This window comes from Brachybacterium sp. YJGR34, assembly GCF_003347015.1.
GTDB lineage: Bacteria > Actinomycetota > Actinomycetes > Actinomycetales > Dermabacteraceae > Brachybacterium.
In genome coordinates this window covers 20,722-41,953 of record NZ_PNFB01000004.1, presented here as the reverse complement: position 1 = coordinate 41,953, position 21,232 = coordinate 20,722, and the positions used below count along the sequence as shown (strand labels likewise).

The 21,232-nt window shown below is 71.6% G+C and carries 17 protein-coding genes; 11 read left to right on the top strand and 6 right to left on the bottom strand.

All coding sequences use genetic code 11. The features are described from left to right. Positions 1-26 precede the first annotated feature (26 nt). Positions 27-1,091 (bottom strand): Rv2578c family radical SAM protein, encoded by a 1,065-nt coding sequence (locus CXH06_RS05300; RefSeq protein ID WP_114854121.1) that lies wholly within the window; start codon positions 1,089-1,091, stop codon positions 27-29. 554 nt (positions 1,092-1,645) lie between these two features. On the opposite strand from CXH06_RS05300, the gene CXH06_RS05295 reads away from it, so the two are divergent. The 5 genes from CXH06_RS05295 to CXH06_RS05275 all read left to right on the top strand — a co-directional run bounded on the left by CXH06_RS05295 (position 1,646) and on the right by CXH06_RS05275 (position 5,535). Beyond that, on the top strand, positions 1,646-2,590 hold the full coding sequence (locus CXH06_RS05295; RefSeq protein ID WP_232820209.1) for a hypothetical protein: 945 nt from the start codon (positions 1,646-1,648) through the stop codon (positions 2,588-2,590). Between the two features lie 24 nt (positions 2,591-2,614). Next, the gene (locus CXH06_RS05290; RefSeq protein WP_114854119.1) at positions 2,615-3,121 is read left to right on the top strand and encodes an OsmC family protein; all 507 of its coding nucleotides are present in this window, start codon (positions 2,615-2,617) and stop codon (positions 3,119-3,121) included. Between the two features lie 84 nt (positions 3,122-3,205). Next, on the top strand, positions 3,206-3,937 hold the full coding sequence (locus CXH06_RS05285; RefSeq protein WP_114854118.1) for a methionine ABC transporter ATP-binding protein: 732 nt from the start codon (positions 3,206-3,208) through the stop codon (positions 3,935-3,937). Beyond that, positions 3,934-4,611 (top strand): methionine ABC transporter permease, encoded by a 678-nt coding sequence (locus CXH06_RS05280; RefSeq protein ID WP_232820208.1) that lies wholly within the window; start codon positions 3,934-3,936, stop codon positions 4,609-4,611. The genes CXH06_RS05285 and CXH06_RS05280 overlap by 4 nt, the downstream gene beginning before the upstream one ends. 84 nt (positions 4,612-4,695) lie before the next feature. Continuing rightward, positions 4,696-5,535, top strand: coding sequence for a MetQ/NlpA family ABC transporter substrate-binding protein (locus CXH06_RS05275; protein WP_114854117.1), 840 nt, complete (start codon positions 4,696-4,698; stop codon positions 5,533-5,535). Positions 5,536-5,671: 136 nt separating this feature from the next. On the opposite strand, the gene CXH06_RS05270 is transcribed toward CXH06_RS05275, so the two are convergent. Continuing rightward, positions 5,672-7,720: an alpha/beta fold hydrolase gene (locus CXH06_RS05270; protein ID WP_114854116.1), complete on the bottom strand. Its 2,049-nt coding sequence runs from the start codon at positions 7,718-7,720 to the stop codon at positions 5,672-5,674. A 168-nt stretch (positions 7,721-7,888) separates the two neighbouring features. On the opposite strand from CXH06_RS05270, the gene CXH06_RS05265 reads away from it, so the two are divergent. From CXH06_RS05265 to CXH06_RS05255, 3 genes are all read left to right on the top strand, one after another. Next, entirely contained in the window at positions 7,889-8,881 is a 993-nt protein-coding gene (locus CXH06_RS05265) for a phosphotransferase enzyme family protein (RefSeq protein WP_114854115.1), read from the top strand. 138 nt (positions 8,882-9,019) lie between these two features. Continuing rightward, positions 9,020-10,183, top strand: coding sequence for an LLM class flavin-dependent oxidoreductase (locus CXH06_RS05260; protein ID WP_114854114.1), 1,164 nt, complete (start codon positions 9,020-9,022; stop codon positions 10,181-10,183). After that, on the top strand, positions 10,183-10,863 hold the full coding sequence (locus CXH06_RS05255; RefSeq protein WP_114854113.1) for a CE1759 family FMN reductase: 681 nt from the start codon (positions 10,183-10,185) through the stop codon (positions 10,861-10,863). Before CXH06_RS05260 ends, CXH06_RS05255 begins: the two co-directional genes overlap by 1 nt. A 79-nt stretch (positions 10,864-10,942) precedes the next feature. Here CXH06_RS05255 and CXH06_RS05250 read toward each other — a convergent pair whose 3' ends face one another. From CXH06_RS05250 to CXH06_RS05235, 4 genes are read right to left on the bottom strand one after another with little or no spacing between them, the layout of a single operon-like run. Beyond that, positions 10,943-13,300, bottom strand: coding sequence for an ABC transporter ATP-binding protein (locus CXH06_RS05250; RefSeq protein ID WP_157975615.1), 2,358 nt, complete (start codon positions 13,298-13,300; stop codon positions 10,943-10,945). Next, complete coding sequence (locus tag CXH06_RS05245) at positions 13,275-14,453, bottom strand: ABC transporter permease (RefSeq protein WP_232820207.1); 1,179 nt, start codon at positions 14,451-14,453, stop codon at positions 13,275-13,277. Before CXH06_RS05245 ends, CXH06_RS05250 begins: the two co-directional genes overlap by 26 nt. Positions 14,454-14,469: 16 nt before the next feature. Continuing rightward, positions 14,470-15,462 carry an ABC transporter permease gene (locus CXH06_RS05240; RefSeq protein ID WP_114854111.1) on the bottom strand — a complete coding sequence of 331 codons (993 nt, stop codon included), beginning with the start codon at positions 15,460-15,462 and terminating at the stop codon, positions 14,470-14,472. Positions 15,463-15,469: 7 nt separating this feature from the next. Then, positions 15,470-17,476: an ABC transporter substrate-binding protein gene (locus CXH06_RS05235; protein WP_157975614.1), complete on the bottom strand. Its 2,007-nt coding sequence runs from the start codon at positions 17,474-17,476 to the stop codon at positions 15,470-15,472. 801 nt (positions 17,477-18,277) lie between these two features. On the opposite strand from CXH06_RS05235, the gene CXH06_RS05230 reads away from it, so the two are divergent. Genes CXH06_RS05230 through CXH06_RS05220 form a run of 3 tightly spaced genes read left to right on the top strand, consistent with a single transcriptional unit; the run spans position 18,278 to position 21,194 of the window. Then, positions 18,278-19,399 carry a LacI family DNA-binding transcriptional regulator gene (locus tag CXH06_RS05230; protein ID WP_114854109.1) on the top strand — a complete coding sequence of 374 codons (1,122 nt, stop codon included), beginning with the start codon at positions 18,278-18,280 and terminating at the stop codon, positions 19,397-19,399. Next, positions 19,399-20,208, top strand: a complete 810-nt coding sequence (locus CXH06_RS05225) for a sugar phosphate isomerase/epimerase (RefSeq protein WP_114854108.1) — start codon at positions 19,399-19,401, stop codon at positions 20,206-20,208. Before CXH06_RS05230 ends, CXH06_RS05225 begins: the two co-directional genes overlap by 1 nt. Then, a complete protein-coding gene (locus CXH06_RS05220) occupies positions 20,205-21,194 on the top strand; it encodes a hydroxyacid dehydrogenase (RefSeq protein ID WP_114854107.1) in 990 nt (329 codons plus the stop codon). Before CXH06_RS05225 ends, CXH06_RS05220 begins: the two co-directional genes overlap by 4 nt. Positions 21,195-21,232 lie beyond the last annotated feature (38 nt).

Genomic DNA, 21,232 nt, shown 5'->3' with positions numbered 1-21,232 from the left:
GAGCCGGCTCCGCAGGACGCAGGCGCTCAGAACAGCGCCGGCTGCGGCGAGAGGTCGAGCGCACTCGGGGCCGTCCGCGCCCGCGCGGCCTGCGCCGCGGTGATCCGGCGCTGCTCCGGCTGATCCTCGTCCTCCTGGGAGTCCAGTCCGTGGCGGGCCAGCAGCGGACGCATCCGCTGCGCGAGGTTCCGTCGGTAGGCCGACGGTGCGTAGGACGTGCTGCCGTAGAAGCGGCGATATCCCGTCAGCAGCTCGGGATGCTCCCGTTCGATCCACTCCAGGAACCACTCCTTCGCCCCCGGGCGCAGGTGCAGCGCTCCGAAGACCACGCGGGCGGCGCCGGACGCCGCGATCCGGGCGAGCGCATCGTCGAGCTGGGCGTCCGAATCCGTCAGCCACGGCATGATCGGCATGAGGAAGACGGTCACCCGGAAGCCGGCGTCCGCCGCGGCCCGCACCGTGGCCAGGCGCGCGGCGGCGGTGGGGGTGCCGGGCTCGACGGCCTTCTGCAGGGCGTCGTCGAACACCGCGATCGACAGCGAGAGGTCCACGGGGACGTGCTCGGCGGCCCGCTCGAGCAGGGGCAGGTCACGCCGCAGGAGGGTGCCCTTGGTGAGGATCGACAGCGGTGTGCCGGACGCGGCGAGCGCCTCGATGATGCCCGGCATGAGGCCGTAGCGTCCCTCGGCCCGCTGGTAGGGATCGGTGTTGGTGCCCAGCGCCACCAGGTCGCCGCGCCAGGAGCGCCGCGCGAGCTCGGCCCGCAGCACCTCGGCGATGTTGATCTTGACGATGACCTGCTGGTCGAAGTCCGCTCCCGCATCGAGGTCGAGGTAGCGATGGCTGCTGCGCGCGAAGCAGTAGACGCAGGCGTGCGAACAGCCGCGATAGGGGTTCACGGTCCAGTCGAAGGGCATCGAGCTCGCCGCGGGCACCCGGTTCAGGGCGGATTTGGCCGTGACCTCGTGGAAGGTGACGCCCTGGAACTCCGGCGTGCGCACGCTGCGCACCAGGCCCGTCATCCCCAGCAGCGCCGGTGCGCCCGTGCTCGCGGCGCCGTCCCCGCTGATCTCCTGCCCACTCCATCGCATGCCCTTCAGTCGAACACGCGTTCGACTCCGCGTCAAGCGGGCCCCCTCGCGCCGTCGCCCGCACCCGTGACCTCATCGGAATCCGATCCCCCTCCCCCGCTGCGGCCTGCGTGGATATCCTGCTCGCGACAACACGGCCGGTGGACACGGGGGAGCGCATGTCGAACGCAGGATGGGGCGGGCCCCAGGGCCCACGACCGGGCGACGGGACCGGCGGCGCCGCCGGCGGACCGCCGCAGCCCGGAGCACAGGCCCCCGGCGGCCCCGTCCCCGCTGCGCCCGGCGCGGCAGGACAGCACCCCCCGTTCGGCGCCTCCCCGCAGGGATCCGGCGCGCCCCAGGGGCCCGGAGGACCGCAGGGCCCCGGAAACCCCCAGGGCCCCGGCGGACCGCACGGTCCCAGCGCGCCCCAGGCTCCCGTGGGCCCGCACTTCGCCGGCGGCCCTCAGGGTCCCGGAAGCCCCCAGGGCCCGGGAGGACCCGCGTGGCCGGGCGGTCCCCAAGGGCCGGGCGGCCAGCAGCCGCCGTCGGGGAAGCCCTGGGCCGTCATCGCCGTGGCACTGGGCTGCGTCGCGCTGCTGGTGCTCACCGTGGGAGGCGGGGTGACGTACCTCGTGCTCCGCGGCATGGGCGGTGAGGACCCGACGGCCGCACCCACCACCACGACCGAGGAGGAGCCCACCGCCGAGCTGGAGACGGGCCTGTCCACCGATCCGGCGGAGTCGGACTTCGAGGTCGTCTCCCCGATCGACACCCCGCCCGGTGACGCGGACCATCTGCGCGGGATCCTCGCCAACAACCCGCTGACCACGGGTTCGCTGCCCGACATCACGTCCTGCGAGCTGCCCGAGACACCCGTCGACCCTTCCGACGAGGAGCTGCAGGCCGTCCTCGACGCCTCCGGGCAGTGCCTCTCCCGCGTCTGGGCCGCGGCGAGCTCGGATCGCGGATTGACCTGGGACGCCCCGGCGGTCCAGGTCTACACCTACCCGGACGTGCCCAGCTCCTCCTGCGAGGCGGACAGCTTCCAGGAGGACTACCCGCGTGTCTGCAACCTCGACCCCGCCATCTACTGGCCCACCGGCTTCGGCATCGGCGCCGAGGTCACCGACGCGGAGCTCGTGCCGGGCGCCTACCTCTGGGACCTGTCGTACGTGTACATGAACCCGGTGATGTGGAACAGCTCCGTGGGCGTGTACTACGTGACGCTCATGGACCAGGTCGAGGACGACCCCGAGCTCGCGGACGAGACGTGGCGCCGCTACATCCTGCAGTCGCTGTGCCTGTCCTCCGCGGCGACGATGCAGCTGCCCACCGCGGTCCAGCCCCAGCCGGAGCTGCGCGAGCAGCTCACCGATGCGTCGAACTGGACCGTCGACGAGAGCTCCGGGCCCATCGAGCCCTCCTCGCGCGCGCACTGGATCGAGGCCGGCTTCGAGTCCGGCGGCGACCTCGGCGCCTGCAACACCTGGATCGCGCCCGCGGAGCAGGTGGCCTGACCCGACCCGACCCGACCTGGAGCGATGATGAACGACGACGCCTCTGCCGCCCCCTCCGGCCCGCGCTCCGCGGATCGGGCGCTGTACACCGCGCGGGTCGACAACGTCGGCGGCACCTCCGGGCAGGTGCACGTCCACGAGGCGCCCACCGCGGGGATCGAGATCTCCCACGCCGGACCGGGGACTGCCCTCGCCCTGCCCACCGGCGGCCCGTCCGCTCCCGGCGAGGGCTTCACCCCGGAGCAGTTCCTCGCGATGGCCTGGTCGACCTGCCTCGGGGAGACCCTGCGCGTCGTCCTCGCCGAGCGCGCCCTGCCCCAGACCAGCTCGGTGAGCGTCGAGGTGGGGCTGCACCGCGACCCGGGAGGCGGCTACCGCTTCGCGCCGCGCGCCCGGGTCACGATCACGGGAACGAGCCCCGAGCGTGCGCAGGAGATCGCCGAGGCCGCGCACGCCCGCTGCCCGGTCTCGAAGCTGCTGACCGGGCAGGGGGAGCCGGTCCTCGAGGTGCACACCACCGCTCTCCCGTGACGCACCGCATATCCCGCTGACCTGCGGGCTCGGTAGGGTGAAGGGATCCGTCGGCACAGGATGCCCCTCCCCCAGCGAGAGACGATGATCGAGTTCCGCGACGTCAGCAAGACCTTCGGGCAGGGCCGATCCTCCGTGACGGCCCTGGACGGCATCGACCTGCGCATCGCCGAGCACGAGATGTTCGGCGTGGTCGGCGAGTCCGGTTCCGGCAAGTCGACCCTGCTGCGGCTGATCAACCACCTCGAGACTCCCACCACGGGCACCGTGCTGGTGGACGGCGAGGAGCAGGCCGCCCTGCCCGCCCGCGAGCGGCGTCGAAGGCGGCAGGACATCGGCATGGTGTTCCAGCAGTTCAACCTGCTCGCCAACTCCACCGTGCTCGACAACGTCGCGATGCCGCTGCGCCTGCGGGGCCGGCGCGGGCGCGAGCAGGCGCTGCAGATGCTGGAGTTCGTGAACATGGCCCATCACCGCCACCAGCACCCCAGCCGGCTCTCCGGCGGGGAGAAGCAGCGCGTGGCGATCGCCCGTGCGCTCACCGCACGCCCCCGGATCCTGCTGGCCGACGAGCCCACCTCGGCTCTGGACTCCGGGCACACCGAGGAGGTCATGGCCGTCCTGCAGGAGGTGCGCACCATCTTCCGCACCACGATCGTGCTGGTCAGCCACGAGCTCGAGGTCATCAAATCCTCCTGTGACCGGGCCGCGGTGCTCGAGCGGGGACGCCTCGCGGCGCTCACCGACGTCACCGCGCCGCCACCGCGGCGTCGCAGCGGCAGCTACGCCGTGCGCGCCCGGGAGTACCTGGCGTGAACGCGGTCTGGGCGCGACTGGCCGAGCATCGCGGCGAGATCACCACCGCGATCGTCGAGACCGGGTACATGATCGGCAACTCGATGCTCGCGGCGGTGCTGGTGGGCCTGCCGTTGGGGACGATCCTGTACCTCGCCCGCCCCGGCGGGCCCTACGAACGGCGCTGGCTGCACGCGGCGGTGAACGTCTTCGTGAACGTGGTGCGCTCGGTGCCGTTCCTGCTGTTCGTCGTCGCGCTCATCCCGCTCACCCGCTGGCTGGTGGGCACCTCCTTCGGCACCACTGCCGCCTCGGTGCCGCTCGCGATCGTCGCCGCGGCGCTGTACGCGCGCTTCTCCGAGCAGACGCTGCTGGACGTGCCGTCGCAGACGGTCGAGCTGGCCCGTTCCCTCGGGGCGAGCCCACGCCAGCTGATCACCCGCTTCCTGTACTCCGAGGCCCGCTCCGGCCTGATCCTGAGCCTGACCACGGTGACGATCTCGATGGTCAGCTACTCCACGATCATGGGCGTCGTCGGCGGCGGCGGGGTGGGCGACTTCGCCATCCGCTACGGCTACCAGACCTACGAGTACGACCTCATGTACGCCACCATCGCGCTGATGATCGTGGCCGTGATGCTCATCCAGGGGACGGGCACGCTGCTCGCCCGCCTGCTCGACCACCGGGGCCGCTGAGAGCTCGGCGCGCGCCCCGGCCCGGCCCGTCGGCCCGACGAGCCCGCACCATCCGCCACCCCGACCCCAGGAACGAGCCGCCCCATGAACAGACGCCGCTTCACCCTCGCCGCCCTCACCGGATCCACCGTGCTGGGCCTCGCCGCCTGCGGGATCGGCGGCGGCTACGGCACCGGAGGGTCCGGCGCCGACGGCGAGGACCGCCGCATCGCCGTCGCCTCCCATCTGCCGCCGATGACCGACGTGGTCACCACCGCCGCGGAGGTCGCGGCCGAGGAGGGCTGGACGATCGAGCTGGTCCAGGTCAGCGACAACGTGCAGTACAACCGGCTGCTGGCCGACGGCGAGGTCGATGCCAACTTCGCCCAGCACGAGCCGTACATGCAGGCCTTCAACGAGGCCAACGACGCGCACCTGGTGGCTCTCGACGCCATCTACGACGCGAAGGTGGGCTTCTACTCCAAGGCCCATACGAGCATCGATGAGATCCCCGAGGAAGCGCGGGTGGCGATCCCCAACGACGCCTCCAACGAGGGCCGGGCGCTCGCGATCCTCCACGAGCACGGCGTGATCACGCTGCCCGAGGACGCCGGCTTCACCGGGCGCGTCGGGGACATCGTGGACAACCCGCTCGCCCTCGAGTTCGTGCAGGTGGACCTGCTGAACCTGTCCTCCGCCTACGACGAGGACGGCATCGCGCTGGTCTACAACTACCCCACCTACATCGCGAAGGTGGGGCTGACCCCGGCCGACGCCCTGCTCCTCGAGGAGACCGTGGACCAGCGCTTCGCGATCTCGCTGGTCGCGCGAGAGGAGGACCGGGACAGCGAGAAGATCCAGGTGCTGCGCCGCGCGATGACCAGCGACACGGTGCGGACCTTCCTCGAGGAGGAGCACAGCGACACTCTGCTGCCGTCCTTCTGACGACCTGGGCGCGGCCCCGCGCATCCCACGGCCCCGTTGGTCGCGAAAGGTCCCCTTTCATGGGCACTTTTCGCGACCACACGGCCTGCCGCGGCAGGCCGTGGCCGCCTCATCTCAGCCCTCACCGGCCCTCTGCTCAGCCCAACGTCGCCGGGCGCTGCCAGTCCTCGCCGAGCACGTGCTCGCCGAGGAACCCGAGGAAGGCCTCGTACCAGATCTCCGCGTTGCCGCGGCCCTGGATCCAGTGGCCCTCGTCGGGGAAGTACAGGTAGCGGTGCCGGGTGCGGCCCTCGGCATCGCGCGGCGTGGCGGAGAACTCGAGCAGGTCGTACCAGAGGGCGTGACCCTGCGCGATCGGGACCCGGTAGTCGCGGTCGCCGTGGATCACCAGCATCGGCGCGGTGATCTCCCGGACGTGCTCCCGGGGATTGTACCGCGGGTTCTGCGGGCGCATCGGTCGCTCCCAGGCGGCGTTGTCGGTGGTGTGACCCATCGTCTCGGTGTCCCACAGGGAGGCGTGGGTGACGATGCAGCGGAAGCGATCACCGGTGTGCCCGGCCACCCAGTTGGCCATGTAGCCGCCGTAGGAGCCGCCGGCGAAGGCCGTGCGCTGCTCGTCGATGTCCTCGCGGCCGATCGTGGCATCGGTGAGCGCCATGATGTCGGCGTACGGGGCGCCGCCCAGCTCGTGCTGGCCGCGATCGATCATCGCCTGTCCGTAGCCGGTGGAGATCGCGGGGTCCGGCAGCAGCACCGCGAAGCCGGCCTCGACGAAGGGGCCGGGGTTCCAGCGGTAGGTCCAGGCGTTCCAGGAGCCCCAGGGGCCGCCGTGGGCGAAGACCACCAGCGGGTGCGGCCCCTCCCCCTCGGGCAGGCGCAGCCAGGCCCGCAGATCGGTGCCGTCCTCGGCGGTCGCGGAGACCTCGGTGAGGGTGCCGGCTGCGGGGATCTCGTCGGCCGGGTTCGGCAGCGCCTCGAGCTGCCCCGTGGCCGGATCGATCCGCACCGGGTGCGGGGCCACGGCGATCCCGGAGGCCGCGGCGATGACCGCGCCGCCGGCGACAGAGGCGCCGGAGAAGGACAGCTCCTGCCCGGGCCCGCCGGCGAGGCGCTGCGGGGCTGACTCCTCGAGGCGGCCGATCCACACGGAGCCGCGGCCCTGGTCGTCGCTCGTGGCGACCAGGGTGTTCTCGTCCAGCCAGCACGGATCCACCCAGTGGTCCAGCTCCGGCCACAGGGGGGTCGAGGCACCGGTGGCGAGGTCCAGCAGCTCGGTGGAGGCGGACAGACTGGCCTCCGCCGACCAGGTGCGCGTGCACCCGACGAGGGCGCTGCTCCCGTCCGGGCTGAACTCGCCGGGGCCGTACTCGACCTCCGCGGTGCCCTCACGCAGAAGGCGCGGCGGCTGCGCGCCGACGAGGTCCACCAGGTAGAGGTCCGGCACGGCCAGCAGGTCCCCGCGGGAGTCCTCCACGGAGACGAGCGCGCGCTCCCCGCGGTGGTCCACGCTCCACCCGGTCAGGCGCCCCGTCGGCATCGGCACGTGACGGAGGTGGAGGACCTGGCGGCGCGGGGCGTCTTCCTCGCCGTCGGCAGCGGCGGTCTCGGCGCCGGGGGCGACGGTCGCCTCCGCGAGGGCGAGATCCTCGGGCAGGGCGGCGATCGCGAGCACGGCACGGGAGGGGCCCAGGTCGTGGTCCCAGCGGCGGGTGGGGAAGCCGGCGTGGAAGGCGGCGGAGACCTTGGCCTTCGTCCGCTGCGCGGTGAGCTCGGCGTGCTCGGCCTCGTCGCTCGCCTGCGAGTGGACCTGGAGCTCGGCGACCAGGTGACCGCCGGCCACCTCGAGCCGTCCGAACCCGCCGGGACGGGAGGCGAGCTCCCGCGCCTCGCCGCGCGGGGGCAGGCCCCACAGCTGGGCGTCCTCGGACTCCTCGCCGTCCTCGCCCTCCCGCTTCGCGGTGAACAGGACGCTCCCGTCCTCGAGGGCGGCCACGGAGCCGATCGAGGCGCTGCCGCGGGTGAGGGGGTGGACCCCGCCGTCCGCGAGCTCGACCAGGGAGGTGCGGTAGCTGGTGCCCTTCGCGTCCGGTGCGGAGATCGTCGCGAGGACCCTCCCTCCCCTCGTGGTCTCGAGGCCCGCGAGGCGGGTCGCATCCAGCAGGGTGGCAAGGCTCGCTCGTGTCATGGTTCACCATCCTGCCACCTGGGTGGGACAGCGCTCGCCGCTGACGAGGAGGCGACGCGACGGCAGGCATCGTGACCTGCGTCACCCGAGTCGGGCGTGGAGGCCGCGGCCCGTGGTCCCGTGGCGCCGACCCATCCCACCGCCTGGCACCCCTCGGAAGGACCGCCCATGCCCTCACCCGACGCCGTCCGCCGCGCCGCCCAGCAGTGGAGCACCCTGCTGGGGCGCTCTCCGCGCATCGACCCCGCCCTCCCCGGCCGGGAGCTGTGGCCGGTCACCGCGGAGGACGGGAGGAGGTACCTGCTCAAGCGCCTGGGCCCCTGGCTCAACCTCCCGATCGCCGACCAGGCGCGGGTCCTCGTGCATCTGGCGCGCCACGGCATCGAGGTGGCGGAGTTCCTCATCGCCGACGACGCACGGATCGTCGCCGGGCCGGTCGAGCACCCGTTCGTGCTGATGCCCCACCGCCCCCACGATCGGATCGACCCCTCCCGTTCCCTCGAGGTGGAGCGGGACGTCGGCCGCACGATCGCCCGCCTGCACGCGGCGCTGTCCGTCTACCCGTGGCCGGCGAACTCCTACCGGGAGCAGATCGTGGAGGGTCTCGAGGGCGAGCTCCTGCTCCCGGGCGATGTGCAGGAGCTGCTCGCGCCCCGGCGCGATACGCTCGCCGCCGCCCTCGCCCCGCTCCCCCTGCAGCTGGTGCACGGGGATCTCACGCCGGACAACGTGCTGATCACCCGGGCCACGGGCAGCGCGGCCGTCATCGATCTCGACCACCTGCCCCTCGCGCCGCGGATCTGGGACCTCGGGAAGTACCTCAGCCGTCGACTGCGCCGCCTCCCCGGACCCGCGGCGCTCGCGAACGTCACGCGCCTCGTGGCCGGCTACCACCGGAGCTCGGCCCTCACCGAGCAGGAGCTCCATGCGCTCCCCGCCGCGATCGCGGTGATGCACGCCCTCGAGGCGTCGTGGACGCAGCGCATCCTCTCCGGCCAGCTCGAACGACGCCTGCTCCCCGAGCAGCGGGCCGAGCTCGCCCCGACCCTCGAGGCCCTGCGCCACCAGCTCCGTGACGACCGGCCGCTCGCCGAGGCAGTGCGCTCCGGAGCCGACGGTCCCGCGGGCTCCGATGCACGCGCGGGCGGGCACGCGCCGTGACCCACCCCACCGCCACCTCACCCCCGCACCCCGAGGGCTTGCCACCGATCCCCAGTTAGTTTAATGTTGAACCATCAGCCGGGAGGTCGGCCACAGCCCCCTCCCGGCGCCGAGAGACTCACCGAAGGAGCACAGACCATGCAGTTCGGCATCTTCACCATCGCGGACATCACCCCGGACCCGACCACCGGTCGGATCCCGACGGAGCACGAGCGCCTGCAGCTCATGGTCGAGGAGGCGACGCTCGCCGAGCAGGTGGGCCTGGACGTCTTCGCGATCGGCGAGCACCACAACCCGCCGTTCGTGACCTCCTCCCCCACCACCACGCTGGCGTACATCGGCGCGAAGACCGAGCAGATCATCCTCTCCACCGCGACCACGCTGATCACCACCAACGACCCGGTGAAGATCGCCGAGGACTACGCGATGCTGCAGCACCTCACGGGCGGCCGCGTGGACCTGGTGATGGGGCGCGGGAACACCGGCCCCGTCTACCCCTGGTTCGGGCAGGACATCCGCAAGGGCATCGAGATCGCAGTGGAGAACTACGACCTGCTGCGCCGGCTGTGGACCGAGGACGTGGTGGACTGGGAGGGGCAGTTCCGCACCCCGCTGCAGCAGTTCACCGCCACCCCGCGCCCGCTGGACGGCGTCGCGCCCTTCGTGTGGCACGGCTCGATCCGCTCCCCGCAGATCGCCGAGCAGGCCGCGTACTACGGCGACGGCTTCCTGCACAACAACATCTTCTGGCCGCTCAGCCACACCCGGCAGATGGTCCAGCTCTACCGCGAGCGCTACGAGCACTACGGCCACGGGAAGGCCCATCAGGCCTACGTCGGCCTCGGCGGCCAGGCCTTCATGCGGAAGAACTCGCAGGAGGCGATCAGCGAGTTCCGCCCCTACTTCGACAATGCGCCGGTCTACGGCGGCGGCCCCTCGCTCGAGGACTTCACCCAGGCCACGCCCCTGACCGTCGGATCCCCCCAGCAGGTCATCGAGCGATACCTGACCATGGCGGACAACGTGGGCGACTACCAGCGCCAGATGTTCCTCATGGACCACGCGGGGCTCCCGCGCAAGACCGTCCTCGAGCAGATCGAGCTGCTGGGCACCGAGGTGGTCCCGGTGCTGCGCAAGGAGCTCGAGGCGCGCCGTCCGGCCGACGTCCCCGAGGGACCCACCCACGCCGCCCGGGTCGCGGCCGCCGCCCAGGAGCACGGGGCGTTCGATGACGCCTACCGCTTCGAGACCGGCGACAACTGGACCGGCCTGCGGGCCGAGGACGCGAAGGAGACGCACTGATGACCGAGCCGCTGCGCCTGCTGGCCCTGGCCGCGGGCCTGTCCACCCCCAGCTCCACCCGTCTGCTCGCCGATCAGCTCTCCCGGGAGGCCGCCGCGGCGCTGGGCCGGGAGGGCACCGAGGTCGAGGTGCGCACGATCGAGCTGCGCGAGTACGCCCACGACCTCACCGACGCCCTGCTGACCCGCTTCCCGAACGAGCGGCTCGAGAGCGTCATCGAGCAGGTCCGAGCGGCCGATGCGGTCATCGCCGTCACCCCGATCTTCAACGTCGGCCCCTCAGGCCTGTTCAAGACCTTCGTCGACGCGCTCGACACGGACCTCTGGGCACGCAAGCCCGTGCTGCTGGGCGCGACCGCCGGCACCGCGCGCCACTCCCTGGCGATCGACTACGCCCTGCGCCCGCTCTTCGCGTATCTCAAGGCGGAGGTCGTGCCGACGGCCGTGTTCGCGGCCTCGGCGGATCTCGGCGGGGACACCGACGGCGGGGCCGACGAGCAGCCGCTCGCCGCGCGCGTGCGGCGGGCGGCCTCCGAGCTGTCCCTCCTGCTGCGCTCCGACGCGGACCAGGACCGGGAGCACTCGGACGCGGAGCCCGAGCCGCCGCGCACCGTCGCCGTGGGCCTGGACGACGAGTTCGCCGACTTCGTCCCGATGGGCTCGCTGCTCGGACGCGGCTGAGCCGCTCGGAGCGCACGGACGCCCCGGAGCCCGCCAGGGCCCCGGGGCGTCCTCGCGCCGCGGCGCGGTGGGCGGAGGGTCAGCGCACCTCCTCGAGCCCCACCAGGTCGAGCTCCTCGCTGTAGTGGCAGGAGACGAGGTGGTTGCGGTCGCCCATCGGCCGCACCTCCGGGCGCTCGTCGCGGCACCGCGTCTCGTGCACGTACGGGCAGCGAGTGTTGAACGGGCACCCGGGCGGCGGGTTCGAGGGGTCCGGGAGGTCGTCCGCGATCGCGAACTGCTGGTGCGCACCCCGCCGCGCCGGGTCCGGGATCGGCACGGCGTGCAGCAGCGCCTCGGTGTAGGGGTGCTGCGGGGCGTCGTAGAGGTCCCGGGTGGCGGCGTTCTCCGCGATCCGGCCCAGGTACATCACCGAGACCCGGTCGGAGATGTGCTCGACCACCGACAGGTCGTGGCTGATGAACAGGTAGGTGAGGTCGAACTGCTGCTGGAGGTCGTCCAGCAGGTTGAGGATCTGCGCGCGCACCGAGACGTCCAGGGCGGAGACCGCCTCGTCCGCCACCACCACGCGCGGGTTCGTGATCAGCGCGCGGGCGATGTTGATGCGCTGGCGCTCACCGCCGGAGAAGGCGTGCGGGTACCGCTTGAGGTAGTCCGGCCGCAGTCCCACGGTCCGCAGCATCTCGGCGACGCGGTCACGCAGCTCCGAGCCCTTGGCGATCTTGTTGTTCAGCAGGGGCTCGCCGACGAGCTGCTCGAGGTTCATGCGCGGGTTCAGCGAGGAGAACGGGTCCTGGAAGATGACCCGCACGTCGCGGCGGTACTGCATGAGCTCGGGCCCCTTGATGGTGGACACGTCCACCACCGAGCCGTCGCGGCGCCGGTACTCGATGCTCCCCGAGGTGGGGTCCAGGATCCGCGAGATCGTGCGGCCCAACGTGGACTTCCCGCAGCCGGACTCGCCCACCAGGCCCAGGGTCTCCCCCGGGCGGAGGTCGAGGGAGACGCCGTCGACGGCGCGGACGCTGCCCGTGGGGCGGCGGAAGGCACCGCCCTTGATCGGGAAGTGCTTGGTGAGGTCCCGGACGCGCAGCAGCGGCTCGCCGTCGCCCCCGCCGACGAGGTTGCCGTCGGGCGCGGTGCGCTCGGTGACGGCGACGGGCAGAAGCGCGGGCTCCTCGGCCGCCGACGGGTCCGACGGGGCGGCGTCCGCGAGGTCCGACGTCCCCTCCGGGTCCGGCGGGGCGGCCGACCCGTCGAGCTCGGCCCCGACTCCGACCGCGGGACCCTCCGCCGCGGAACCGGCGTCCGACGGCCCGGGCATCGCCGGCATGCCGAGGGCGACGGTGTCGTCGGCGGCGCCCGGGCGGATGCCCGTGCCGTCCTCGTCGTAGAGGTGGCAGAAGGCGAACTGGGTGTCGTCGAAGACGGCCTGGGGCGGCAGCTCCACATCGCAGACTCCCGGGACCGCGTGGTCGCAGCGGTTGTTGAACGGGCAGCCGGCCGGGCGGTTCTGCGGATGGGGGATCATCCCGCGGATCGCGGTGAGCGTCTTGCGGGGCCCTTCGCGCTGACGCGTCGGGATGGACTCGAGCAGGGCCCGGGTGTACGGGTGCTTCGGCGCGGTGAAGATCTGCTCCACCGTGCCGTGCTCCGCGACCCGCCCCAGGTACATCACCGTGACCTCGTCGGCGATCTCGGCGACCACCCCCATGTCATGGGTGATGAAGAGCATCGACATGCCGCTCTCCGCCTGAAGGTCGCGCAGCAGGTCCAGGATCCTCGCCTGCGTGGTGACGTCCAGCGCCGTGGTGGGCTCGTCGGCGATGAGCAGCTTGGGCTCGCAGGACAGGGCGAGCGCGATCATCACGCGCTGGCACATGCCGCCGGAGAGCTGGAAGGGGTAGGCGTCCACCCGCTGCTCGGGCTTGGGGATCCCCACCACGCGCAGCATCTCGATGGCCCGCTCCCGGGCCTGCTTCTTGGACAGGCCCTTGTGGATGCGCAGGGGCTCGGAGAGCTGGTCGCCGACGGTGTACATCGGCGACAGCGAGGCCAGCGGCTCCTGGAAGATCATGCCGACGTCCCCGCCGCGCAGCTGCTTGAGGCGGGCGTCCTTGGGGCCCAGTCCCGTCACCTCGAGCACCTCGCCCGAGTCCCGCTCGCCGCGCCACTCGATGGTGCCGTCGACGATCTTCCCGGGGCGCTCGATGAGCTGGAGGATGGAGCGCGAGGTCATGGACTTCCCGCAGCCGGACTCGCCGACCACGCAGACCGTCTTGCCGCGCGGGATGTCGAGATCCACGCCGTCGACGGCCTTGACCGTCCCCTCGTTGGTCTCGAAGTGGGTCTTGAGCCCCCGGATCCGCAGCAGCGGATCCTCGGCGGGGGCATCGGTGCGGTCGGTGTTCTCAGTGCTTGTAAGGGTCGGCGGCATCGCGCAATCCATCTCCGAAGAAGTTCAGGGCGAGGACCGCGACCACCACGGCGATGCCGGGGATCATGATCCAGGGGGCGGTGGTGATCACGCGGACGTTCTGCGCCTCCTGCAGCAGCACGCCCCAGCTGACCACGGGGGCCTGCAGACCCAGACCCAGCCAGGACAGCGAGGTCTCGGCGAGGATCATGGCGGGGATCGACAGCGAGAGGCTGGCGATGATGTGGCTCGTGAACTGCGGGAGCATGTGGCGGAAGATCAGCCGGCCGCGCTTCGCGCCGTCGATCGTGGCCGCGGTGATGTACTCCTCCTGGCGCACGGACATGAACTTGCCGCGCACCTCGCGGGCGAGGCCGGTCCAGCCGATCAGCGAGAGGATGACGATGATCGCGAAGTAGCGCTCGAGCGGGGTCCAGGTCGCCGGGACCGCCGCGGCCAGCGCCATCCACAGCGGGATGGCCGGCAGCGACATGAGGAACTCGATCACACGCTGGATCACCGTGTCCGTCGCCCCGCCCAGCAGGCCCGAGAGGCCGCCCAGCAGGATCGCGATGAGGAGGGAGATCGCGACGCCCACCAGGCCGATGGTCATCGAGACCGTCGTGCCGTGGATCATCCGCGAGAGGATGTCGTGGCCGTTCTTGTCCGCCCCCAGCAGGTACACCGGCTCCTCGGAGGTCGGATCGGCGGGTCCGAAGAGGTGCCGGTCCAGGGTGAGGAATCCGAAGAGCTCGTACTCCTGTCCCTTGACGAAGAAGCCCAGGTCCGTCTCCGCCGTCGTGTCGGTGGTCCAGGTCAGCTGCAGGGTGCTGGGGTCCTGCTCGGCGCTCTGGGGGTTCACGTGCAGACCCCAATTGCCCTCGTCGTCGACGAGCTTCACGGCCTGGGGCGGGGCGTAGGCGTGCTCGGCGCTGTAGTAGGACTTCGCGTAGGGGGCCAGGAAGCCCGCGAAGACCACCACCAGATAGAGACCGAGGGTCACCACCGCGCCCACCATGGCGAGCTTGTGGCGTCTGAAGGACCACCAGGTCAGCTGCCACTGGGAGGCGACGGCGACCTCGCGGTCCGCGCCATGACCCTCCGCGGTGGGATCCTCGTGGTGCACATCGGCGCCGGCGGGGAGATCCCGGAGCTGTTGGGCGTTCGTCATCATCGACGGCCCCTTTCTCTCAGCGCGCGCCCAGCCGGACCCGCGGGTCCAGCCAGCCGAGCAGAAGGTCGGAGATGAGCGTGCCGATCACGGTCAGCGTGGCGCTGATGAGGATGATCGATCCGGCGAGGTACATGTCCTGCGACTTCAGGGAGTCCAGCAGCAGCGGACCCATCGTGGGCAGGTTCAGGACCTTGGAGACGATCGCATCGGCGGCGATGAGGCTCGCGAGCACCCAGCCGATCGTGGAGAAGAACGGGTTGAGGGCGACGCGCAGCGGGTACTTCAGTGTCAGCTTCGTCTCGGACACGCCCCGGGCCCGGGCCGCGGTCACATAGGGCTTGCGAATCTCGTCGAGCAAATTGGACCGGAGGATCCTGATCATGCCCGCCGTGCCCGCCGTGCCCCACACCAGCAGCGGCACCCAGAGGTGCCCCAGCAGGTCGAGGAGCTTGCCCAGGTTCCAGGGGGCTCCCTGCCATTCCGGTGAGAGGAGCCCGCCGGCGCCGGTGCCGAAGTACTGCATCCCCAGGTACATCAGCACCAGGGCGATGAGGAAGTTCGGCGTGGCCAGGCCGATGAAGCCGATCAGCGTGAAGACGTAGTCGCCGACGCTGTACTGGCGCAGCGCGGAGTAGATCCCGATCGGGAAGGACACCGCCCAGATGAACAGCAGCGTCCCGATCGACATCGCGATGGTCAGCGGGAGGCGCTCGGCCAGCAGCTCGGAGACCGGCTTGCCCCAGGCGAAGGACTCCCCGAAGTCGAGGTGGAAGAGGATCCCGGAGATCCACTTCCAGTACTGCACGATCATCGGCTCGCCGATCCCGTACCGCTGCTCGAGCGCCTGGATCCGCGCCGCGTCCAGCTGGTCGCCCTGGGCGGAGTACTGCGCGATGAGCGTCGTCACGTAGTCGCCGGGCGGCAGCTGGATGAGCACGAAGGAGGCGATCGAGATCGCGAACAGGGTCGGGATCATGATCATGAACCGACGCAGGAGATAGGGGCCCATCAGCGGATCACTCGCTCTCGGAGATGAACCACGTCTCCGGGTTGGCGTGCCCCGGGGTGCGGTACACCCAGGTGTCCGGCACGCCCTCGAGGACGTTCTTCAGACGGTTCTTCACCACCCAGTACGGGTTCGGGGCGGTCACGATGCCGATGCCCCAGAACTCCTCCTTGGCGATGTCCAGGACCTGCTGGAAGAGCGCCTCGCGCGCCGCCTGGTCCGGCTCCGCGGCGAACTGCCACATGAGCTCGATCTGCTCCTTGGCGGCCGGGACAGGCTCCTCGCCGTCGCTGCCCTCGGAGTTGTAGTAGGCCGCCCACGGCGTCGCCCAGACGGACTCGTCGGAGAAGGGCATGTACCACCGGGGGTCGACCATCTCGACGGCAAGGCCGCCGTCCCCGCCCCAGACCCCGGCGTCGTGCTCGTTGGCGGCGGCGATCTTGCGGTCGTAGAAGAGGGTGCGGTCCACGGTGTTGACGCTCCCGCGGATGCCGACCTCCTTCCACATGTCGGTGATCATCGACATCGCCGTGGGCCACTCCGGGGAGAAGGCGCTGGGCACGTCGACGGTGACGGTGAGGGTGCCACCGCCGGGCATGGTGCGGAAGCCGTCGCCGTCCTTCTCGGTGAGACCCGCCTTGTCGAGGTGCTCATTGGCGAGATCGACGTCGAACTCGGTGTACTGCTTGGCGAACTCCTCGTCGTAGAACGGGGACTCGGCATGGGGTGCCCACTGCCACGGCTCGCCCTGGCGCTGCCAGACGGAGGTGATGAGCTCCTCGCGGTTGATCGCGTGGGAGAGCCCGATGCGGAAGTCCTTGTTCTGGTAGAGCTTCGCCTTCTCCGGGTCCTTGTGCGCGAGGTTCAGCGCGACGCACATGGCGTTCATCGAGGTGGCGGTGGTCTCGACGATGCGGGTGTCGGCCGCCTCGAGGCTGTCCGCGTAGACGGGCTTGTTGGCCGAGGTGTTCGCGTGGCGGTACATCATGTCCACCTCGCCGTCGGTGACCTTGAGGGTCATCACCTCGGGATCGGAGACCACCTCGAAGCTGAGGGTGTCGACGTAGGGCAGCTGGCGGCCGTCGGGATCGGTCTTCCAGTAGAAGGGGTTGCGCTCGAAGACGACGGCATTGCCCTCGCCGAGCGGGGTGACGACGTTCCAGGCGTCGATCGTGGGCAGGTCCGGGTTGTTCCAGAAGCCCTCGCCGGCGATCTGGTCGTTCCACAGATCCGTCCACGCCTCCATCCCGGCCTCCTCGACCTTCGCGTCGAGGTCCTCGCTGGTGGCCGGCAGGAAGTCCTGGGCGTAGTGCTTGGGGTAGTTGATGAGCTCCATCTGCCGGTTGAGCTCGTCCTCGAACAGACCGGTGGAGGCCGGGAAGGTGATGGTGAGGGTGAGGTCGTCGACCTTCTCGCCCACGGCCTTCTCGCCGTCGACGCTCAGCCAGTTGGGCGGCGTGGCGAACAGCTCCTCGTCGGCGAAGACATCGTTGACCGCGAAGAGGATGTCATCGACGGTGAAGGGCTCGCCGTCGGACCACTTCATCCCCTCGCGCAGGGTGATCGTGTAGACCGTGCCGTCCTCGTTGACCTCGACCGCGGTGAAGACGCCGGGACCCGCCTCCTGGATCATCGGATCCATCCGCAGGCCGGGCTCGTAGCCGATGATGCGGTCCGGGGAAGCGGAGTCCCCGGGCCCCAGGGTCAGGGCGCGCCAGGTGCCGCCGTACTGGCCGGGCTCGGCGACGTCGACCACCAGCGGCTCGGCCGGGAGGCGCTCCTCGAGCGGAGGGAGCTCGCCGGCATCGACCTTCTCGGTGAGCATCGGGGACTCCATGGTGTCCGCGCCCCCGCCGCCACCACCGTCGCCGCCGCCGCTCCCGGGATCGGTCGAGAAGAAGCTGCAGCCGCTCGCGGTGGCGGTGACCAGCCCTGCGGTGGTCGCCCCCAGGGCGAGAACGCTCCGCCTCTTGAAGGTCGTGGTCGCACGGTCAATAGTCATGGTGTCCTCGCTCATCGTTTCGCCTCGTTGCGGATGCAAGCGCTTGCCAGCGTAGCGCAGATCATAGGGAACGTCACTCCTGTTATCAAGCCGTGACGAATGCCGGACGCGGTGGAAGAAAAACCCTTCCTCGGGCCCCGCTCGGACCACGGGCTCATCGCGCCGCGCCGAGCACCGGACCGGCGAGACCTTCCCGACGCTCGATGCCATCGAGCGCTCCCGGGCAGGTCAGGCTCACCTTCCTCGCCATCGGCACACATCGCCCCGATGGCCGATGCCCCGGCAGGGCATCACGAGGACCGGCTCGCCCCGCCCGCTCGACATCACTCTCAGGAATCACCCGGCGACATTCTTCGTGCGCGCGGAAATACGGCGTCCGGCGACGCCACGAAAGCCACTGCGAGCGATTCCGGAAGAATCGTCCGGCGACCGGCGAGAAATATCGTCCCGGGCACCGCGCACCGGCCGGGGAGCACGACTCCGGATCCGTTCTCCGGCGTCCTCCGCGACGGCCGGCGCCTCGATGGGCACCTGCTGTCCGCGGCTCGTCCACCGGCGGGCACGCCTCCGGGATCACCGGAGGTCTCGAACCGACGACCGGCGACTCCTCGACCATCCCCTCGGGCCGCACCTGTCCTCGTCGACGCGGCATCCCGTGGGAACAGGTGCAGTCAAGCGCGACCACTCGCGTACTGTCAAGCTCACGAATGATCAAATACGATCACCTGGGATCAGATTGTTGGCTACGATGCAGTCCCGGACACCGACGACGCGGCACGGGCAGAGCCCGCGCGTCCTGAGAGGAGGATCGCGAGCATGTCCACAGCACTGCCCGACAGCAGGCGCCAGCAGATCCTCGACCGCGTCCGCACGCAGGGCGAGGTGCAGGTCAAGGCGCTGGCCGAGAGGCTCGACGTCTCCCCGATCACCATCCGTCGCGACATCGCCGCGCTCGCGGAGCAGCATCTCCTCCACCAGGTGCGCGGCGGCGCGCGGCGCCTCGACGCGAGCGCCGAGGCCGCAGAGGTCTCCCCCGTCTCCGACACGCCCGGCACGGGTCCCAGGATCGCCATGCTCGCCCCCTCGTTCCGCTACTACTGGCCGCGGGTCCTCGAGGGTGCCGGACAGGCCGCGCAGCGTCTCGGCATCGACCTCGACTTCCACATGGCGGCGACGGATGCGGAGGCGAACCACCTGGTCGTCGATCAGATCGCCGCCGGCCCGCCCGTCGACGCGCTGGTCATCGCGCCGGAGATGCGCGACGGCGCGGCGAGCGACCGCCTGGTGGAGCGGCTCGCGGAGCTGCCCTTCCCGGTGGTCTTCGTCGAGCGGGGCGTGGACAGCCACGGACCTCTCGCCCGCGCCTTCGACACCGTGCGCTCCGACCATTCGCTGGGCGCCGCGAGCGCGGTGCGCCACCTGGTGGCCCTTGGGCATCGTCGGCTCGCCTACCTCGGCGACCCGCAGACCCCCACCAATGTGCACGTCGCCGACGGATACGCACGGGCGCTGCGCCTGATGGAGCTCGAGGAGGACGCCGCCCGGGGCCGTGACTTCCGGCCCTACGGCAAGGAGTCCTTCGAGGTGATCGACGCGGCCCTGGACCGCTTCCGCGCGGAGGGGACCACGGCCGTCCTGGTCCATTCGGACTCCGCCGCCACGATGCTCCTGCAGCACGCGACGCGCCGTGGATGGTCGGTCCCGCGGGACTTCTCGCTGATCGCCTACGACGACGAGCTCTCGGTGACCACGCGTCCCGCCCTCACGGCGATCGCCCCGGCCAAGCACGCCCTCGGCGAGCGCGCCCTCGAGCTGGCGCTGCGCCGCATCCACCACCCCGACGCCCCGATCGAGCACACCCATCTGCTGCCGGCCCTCACGGTCCGCGACTCGACGGCCCCGCCCGCCACGCCCCCTTCGACGACGGAGACCCCCTGATGATCCACCCCGGGCTGTGCTCGGTCACCTTCCGCTCGCTCGACGTCGCCGAGGTGGTCGCCCTGGCCTCCCAGGCCGGGCTCGAGCGCATCGAATGGGGCGGTGACGTGCACGTGCCGCCGGGCGACGAGGACGCCGCACGGCGTGCCCGGGAGCTCACCGAGGGAGCCGGGCTCGCCGTCGCCAGCTACGGCTCCTACCTCCGCTTCACCGGTGCCGAGGAGGAGGTCCTCGACGAGGCCCGGGCGGTCATCGCCTCGGCCCGAGCGCTCGGAGCGCCCCGGATCCGGGTCTGGGCCGGCCGGACGCCCTCGGCCCGCGCCGAGGCCGAGGACCGTGCCCGGATCGCCGGGCGGATCCACGCCGTCGCCGAGCTCGCCGCCGCGGCGGGCATCGGCCTCGGCCTCGAGTGGCACGGCGGGACCCTCACCGACGAGATCGGCTCGACCGAGGAGCTGCTGCGCGCGATCGACCATCCCGCCGTGACGACCTACTGGCAGCCCCACCAGGACCAGCCCGGGGCCGAGGCGGTCGAGGACCTGCAGCACGTGCTCGATGCCGTCTCCACCGTGCACGTCTTCTCCTGGTGGCCGGGAGGCACCCGCCTCGCCCTCGGCGAGCGCTCCGACCTCTGGAGCGAGGCCTTCGCGGTGCTGGCGGCCGACGGCCGGGACCACGACGTCCTGCTGGAGTTCGTGCCGGGCGACGATCCGGCGCTGCTCGCGCGCGAGGCCCGCACGCTCCGCTCCCTGCTCCCCGCCGCGGCGCCCGCGCCCGGCGTCCCCACCGGCCCCGAGGATCCCGCATGAGAACCCTGCTCGCCCTGCCCGCGCCGGTCGCGGACCGGCTCCTGGACGCGCCGCGGCGCCGTGAGCTGGCCGCGCTGTGCGATCCGGTCACCGCCGAACCGGTGACCGCTCTGACCGCGGTGCCGGCGGAGGTGCTCGCCGGGGTGAAGGTCGTGGTCACCGGCTGGGGATCGCCGCGGATCGGGGCGGAGGACCTCGCGGCGATGCCGGACCTGCGGGCTCTGGTGCACACCGCGGGGACCGTCCGATCGATCGTCAGCGACGCGCTGTGGGAGCGCGAGGACATCGTCATCACCACCGCCGCCCAGGCCAACGCGGTGCCCGTCGCGGAGTACACGCTCGCGCAGATCCTGCTGGCGGGGAAGCAGAGCCTGCGGCGGGAGGCCCAGCACCGGGCGCGGCACGGCGTGCGGCGCCCCTGGGACCAGAGCGGCCTGGGCAACCACGGCGCGGTGGTCGGCCTGATCGGCGCCTCCCGCATCGGCCGCCTGGTCGCCGAGCTGCTGCGCCCCTTCGACCTGACCGTGCTGATCAGCGATCCCTACGTCCCCGACGAGGAGATCCGTGCGCTCGGCGCGACGCCCGTGACCCTGCCGGAGCTGTTCTCGCGCTCCGACGTGGTGAGCCTGCACGCGCCGGACGTCCCCTCCACCCGCGGCATGATCGACGCGTCGCTGCTGGCGCGGATGCACGACGGCGCCACCTTCCTCAACACCGCGCGCCCTGCGCTGGTCGAGCTCGACGCCCTGCGCGCCGAGCTCGTCAGCGGTCGCCTCAGCGCCGTGCTCGACGTCCACGACGACCTCGCCCCGGACGATCCCCTGTGGGACGTGCCGACGGTCTCGATCACCCCGCACATCGCCGGCTCCCTCGGCAACGAGATCCACCGGATGGCCGACCACGCCCTCGAGGAGCTGCGGAGGCTCCGCGACGGGGAGCCGCCGCGCCACCCGGTGGACCGCGCGGCCCGCGCGATCACCGCCTGAGACCGGGTGAGCGCCCGCACCGCCCCCGAGGGGCACGG